This is a genomic window from Mesorhizobium sp. Arg314, from assembly GCF_053714275.1.
On the sequence record NZ_JBSKBP010000109.1, the window covers coordinates 1 to 5,101 of the forward strand.

Annotated in this window: 4 protein-coding genes and 1 pseudogene; all 5 read right to left on the reverse strand. The window is 63.1% G+C overall.

The window, feature by feature from the left end; genetic code table 11:
• Positions 1-93 (reverse strand): annotated as a pseudogene (locus ACWGS9_RS33940) (transposase zinc-binding domain-containing protein); the annotation flags it as partial.
• 296 nt (positions 94-389) lie between these two features.
• Positions 390-1,556 carry an IS110 family RNA-guided transposase gene (locus tag ACWGS9_RS33945; protein ID WP_454509304.1) on the reverse strand — a complete coding sequence of 389 codons (1,167 nt, stop codon included), beginning with the start codon at positions 1,554-1,556 and terminating at the stop codon, positions 390-392.
• A 207-nt stretch (positions 1,557-1,763) separates the two neighbouring features.
• Entirely contained in the window at positions 1,764-2,753 is a 990-nt protein-coding gene (locus ACWGS9_RS33950) for a tyrosine-type recombinase/integrase (protein ID WP_454509305.1), read from the reverse strand.
• Positions 2,750-3,655: a tyrosine-type recombinase/integrase gene (locus tag ACWGS9_RS33955; protein ID WP_454509306.1), complete on the reverse strand. Its 906-nt coding sequence runs from the start codon at positions 3,653-3,655 to the stop codon at positions 2,750-2,752. Before ACWGS9_RS33955 ends, ACWGS9_RS33950 begins: the two co-directional genes overlap by 4 nt.
• The gene (locus tag ACWGS9_RS33960; RefSeq protein WP_454509307.1) at positions 3,655-4,887 is read right to left on the reverse strand and encodes a tyrosine-type recombinase/integrase; all 1,233 of its coding nucleotides are present in this window, start codon (positions 4,885-4,887) and stop codon (positions 3,655-3,657) included. The genes ACWGS9_RS33955 and ACWGS9_RS33960 overlap by 1 nt, the downstream gene beginning before the upstream one ends.
• Positions 4,888-5,101: the final 214 nt, after the last annotated feature.

Consider the following 5,101-nt stretch of genomic DNA (forward strand, 5'->3'; position numbering starts at 1 on the left):
GACGTGGAAGTAGGGAACCGGCAAAAGCTCCGCCTGGCGCTGGGCGAGCCAGTCGGCTCGCGCCAGGCCCTGACACTCACATGGGCGAACTCGGGTCAACCGGATTGTGTACGGGCTTACGGCTTCATGGATTATCTCCTCGTGTTGTTACGGATCCGAGGTTGAGCCTGTTTCCAATTCGAGCATTTCTGGCTCGGTTGAAACTCACATACGGTCGCCGCCTCGCGGCGGCTGCACCCTTATCCCGCATACGGCGGCTAGGCTCAGGGGGACGTGACCATTCTTAGGGGCGGTTGTTGAGACCATATGCCAGGCCGGTTCGTCCACCTGGGTCCGCCGGGGCTGATCAGGCCCCGTCAGATGGCGAAAGAGGTTTGGTTGGCTTCAGATCAGGCCGGCTTTATGATGGCGCCCTCCATCACCACACCGGCGGTCGCATACTGCCACAGTGCGACCAGCAGTTTACGCGCCAAGGCGACGATCAGCGGCTTACGCAGCCGCCCGCCGTTGCGCTCGACCCGCTGTTTGAACCACTGGCTGAGGGCCGAGTTTGGTTGGTGTCGCAGCCACAGCCAGGCCATCTGCACCATCGTTCCTCTCAGCCGCGGATTGCCCGCTTTTGAGACGCCCTGCTCGTGATCGACAGAACCGCTCTGCCAGGGCGTTGGCGCAAGCCCGGCGTAGGCCGCAAGCTGCCTTCGATTGTCGAAGTGACGATAAAGACCTTCAGACCAGAGTACGTTGGCGAACTCAGCGCCCACACCCTTCAGCTGCAGCAGTCTCACCACCGGCGCCGGGTCGTTCGCCTTGGCCCGATCCAACAGCAGATCGTCGCGCGCCGCCTCGACCTTTTGCAACTGCTCCAGGATCAGCTCAAGCCGGTCGAGCTCACGCACAACCTGTGCCTTCAGGTGGAAAGGTAAGGCGCGACCATCACCCGTTTGCAGACCCTCGAGCCTGGCGCGCCGGTCGCGACGCAGCGGCTCATAGTCACCGACACCCTGGGCGAACAGCAGCCCCTTGATCCGGTTGACGTGCTCCACCCGCTCGGCGATCAGCGTCTTGCGCTCCCGGCAGATTCGGCGGCGATCCTCTTCCTCGGGGCTCGGCGGCTTGACCATGGAGCAGACCCGCGGCTCGCCGCGCTTGTAAGCCAGCAAGGTCCGTACCAGGGTCTCGCCGTCGATCTTATCGGTCTTCGCCCGCCGGCGTCGCCGAGACACCAGGATCGAGGCGGCGTCGACCACGTGGCTCTCGATCGCTTCGCCCTGAAGCACCCGATGGATCCAGAAGCCGTCTAGTCCAGCCTCCTGGATGACAATAATCCGGAAGCGCTCGCCGGTTCGTGCCCGAGCCTTTTCCTGGAGTGTCGCAAACAGCTCCAGGAGTCCCGCAACGTCCCCGCCCCGCAGAGAATGCTTGGACATCTTCTCCCCGCCACCCGGCGACAGTGAAGTGATCAGCCAAATTGATCGAGACAGTTCCATCGAAACAAAGATCGCGCCAAGATCGATGCGGATAGCGGCCTGTTCCGGCCGATTTGCAACCTGTTGCATTGTCGTCTCCAGAATGAGTGGGTTTAGCAACGCCATTCTGCCTGACGGCAGGTCGCTATCCACCAGCCCATAGGATCTTGGGGCAGTGCCGATTGCGGCAGGTAATGGGCAATGCCCATTACCTGCCTTATGGGCAGATCCAGTAATGGGGAGCTGGCGGCGACCTGATTGCTCTTTCACGCATTTCGCCGCCGGCCCGGCTCACCATTACAAAGCGCTTTTTAGCAGTGCCATCAGCTTGTCGGTCGGCTGGAAGGTACCGCGCCGCAGATGCGGTGGCACGATCGCTTCCATGGCTTCGAGCTTTTCGGTTGGATCGCCGCGTGTGTAGACCTCTGTGGTCGTCAGCGTGGCATGGCCCAGCCACAGCGATACTTTCCGGATGTCTTGCGTCGCCTGCAGGATGATCATCGCGCAGGTGTGCCTGAGCACATGAGGCGAGACGCGCTTCTTGGCGAGGCCTTGCTGCTGGCGAGCAGCAACCGCGGCGTGCTGCTTGAGCAGATAGGCAAAGCCCCATCGGCTCAAAGGTTCACCACGCGCGCTGACGAACACTTCGGGTGTCGCGACCTTTCCGCGAATGGCGAGCCAGGCGCGCAGCGCCGTGGCTGCCGGCTTCCACAGCGGCAGCGCTCGTTCCCGCCGCCCCTTGCCGACAACGCGTATGCTCATCGACGACATGTCGATATCGTCGATCTTCAGACCCGTCAGTTCGGAGACGCGCAATCCTGCACACACGGCCATATGCAGCATGGCTCGGTCGCGGATGCCGTCGCGCGTTGTCGGGTCCGGGGCATCGAGCAGCGCTTGCAGCTCCTCGCGCAGTAGATAGGGAACGAGACGCGTGTCCGTCTTCTTGAATGGAATCGCCAGCACGCGGCGGACTTGATCGAGGGCTGCCGGTTGCCGGTATTCGAGGAAGCGGAAGAACGACTTGATGGCCGCCAAACGAACGTTTCGCGTCACGGCGGCGTTCTTGCGCTTATCCTCGAGATGCTCGAGGAAGGCGCTGACCAGACCGGAGTCGATCTGCTCCAACATCAGCTTGGATGGTTTACTCTTGAGCCTCGCAGCGGCGAACTCGAACAGAAGTTGGAAGCTCTGGGCATAGGAATCGCACGTGTGTCGGCTGGCGCCCCGCTGATGGACGAGTGTTTCGCGCAGGAACGCTTCGATGAGGGGAGCGATCGGTATCACGCTCGCCTCCCGTCCGACATGAACGCTTCTCCCGCCACGGCGATGTCGCGCACGAGGTCGGCGGTTGCCTCCAGGTACCAGTAGGTGGCGTAGATGTTGACGTGACCCATGTACGTCGCGAGCGCGACCATATGCGTACCGCATCGGTTTCGGCCCGTCGGACTGCCTTGTAGCGCCCGCACCGCGAACGTGTGCCGCAGATCATGCAGCCGAGGGCGCCGCGCCGACGTTGGCCGGATGCCAACTTTGCAGACCAGCCTGTCGAAGGTCTCTTTGACTGCGATGTAGCGCAGTGGCCGGCCACGCGTGTCGGCGAACACGGGATCATCGCCCGAGCTAGGTCCGCGGCGCTTCAGGTAGCGTTGTAAGCCTGCCGCCGTCGTATCGTGCAACGGCACGAGACGGGTCTTGCGGAACTTGGTCTCGCGGATCAGCAGACCGTCGCTCGTTATGTCCGCGAACGTGAGCTTGAGTGCTTCGGAGATGCGCAGCCCCGTGGCCGCGAGCAGGGCAATCAAGGTCGCATACGTCAGCGAGCGCAGGCCTCCTTGAGGTCGAAGCCGGCCGGCGGCTTCGATCAGGCGACCGATCTCCGTGCCCGAGTAGATGTGCGGCGGTCGACGCCTTTTGCGGGCGCCGAAGTGATTGGCCGGGGGCAACTCGTGCCGGACATCTTCGACGCGGATATGGCGTGCGAAGCGGCAGACGGCCTTCAGTCGAGCATCGCGTTGCGCAACGGATGGTCCGAGCGCGGCCCAATCGATGGCTGTTTGCGTTTGGACATACGCGTGCCCGCGCTCGACCGCGAAGGCGGCGAAGCTCTTGAGCAGGTACTCGGCATTCGACATCGCAAAGCCTGTGGCACGGCGCAGTGCGAGATAGGTCTCGATGGTGTTCAACATCAGAGTGCCTCCGGCCAAGGCTGCGCCACCTGCTTCAGAAGAGTGACATCGGCTTTGGCGTAGTGGGCAGTCGTGTCGATGCCACGATGCCGGAGGACTAGCCCGATCTTGTCGAGCGGTACGCCATGGCGCAGCATCTCGGTCGCCGCGGTGTGCCGCAGGGCGTGCGCACCCTTGACGGGCGTCACGACGCCAGCCCGCTTCATAATGCGCCTGACCACTGAAGAGACGCCGTCGCCGTTCCGGAACGGGCGGCTGGGCGCGATCGTGCTCAGGAACACGCGATCACTTCGACAGCACGACGGTCGACATTCGAGATAGGCAGCGATCGCATCCCCGACGTCCTGGGGCAGCGGCAAGCGAACCTCATAGCGCGACTTGCCCGTGACCCGCAGCGAACCCGCCTGCCACTCGATATCGATGAGACGGAGCTGTGCCACGTCGCCGGCCCGCAGGCCGAGGCGAGCCAACAGTAGTACGATGGCGCGATCCCGCCGGAGCGCGCCGATATCACCATCGCAGGCAGCAATCAACCGGCTGACCTGTTCGCCCGACAGATATCGCGGCATCTCGGCAAGCTGCCAATGGGCGTAGGCCGGAACGGCATTGTCGAGACCGGCCCGGCAGTGCTCTTGAACGGCGAGGTAGCGCAAGAATGCCCGCAGGCTCGTGGTCATCTTCTCGATGGTGCCGCGCCCGCATGTGCTCGCGCGCTTCATGAAGTAGTCGCGGATATCGGTGGGGCTCCAACGCGTCGGGTCCGTTCCAAGTGCTGCCATAATGCTGGCTGCATCGCGCGCGTAGAGTCTTATGGTCGCATCGGATGCCCCGCGATGCTTGCTGAGCCATGCTTTAAAGCCGACGACCAACTGCGGTTCGGCTGGCCGCATCGCCGCGACCGCGGGCTTGCACACGCCTATTTCTTCGAGGTGCCGACGGAAGAGCCTTGCGCCGTAGATGGTGTGATGGTTGCAGCGGCCTCCCGTGGCGCGCGGACATCGGCACGTTCGCAGATGCTGTTCGAACGCCGCCAAATCGATGTCGCTCACGCTTGCATCGCGCTCTGCCATGACGTGGCCGACATGAGCTGCCGCCCGCAGATAGCGCACGGCCGTCTCGGGGCCATAGCCCTGCCGTTCGAGCGCTGCGGCGAAGCCATCTAGATATGGCCTGCACGGCCCGCTGCGCAGATGCCCCAGCATCTTCGACGCAGAGAAGTAGGTCTCCAACATGTTCGTCCCCGCTTGTGATCGGCCATCAGTAGCCGAGCAGACGGGGGCACCACCGGCGCCATGTTATGAAGAGTGAGACATCGACGATTCACAGGAAAATACTGACACCGCGGCCGCCAGCTCCCCATTACTGGATCTGCCCATAAGGCAGGAGTTGTAGACGGGGCGCTGAAGACCGCAGTCATCACAGGCTTCGAGATGGCCGCCGAGCGCC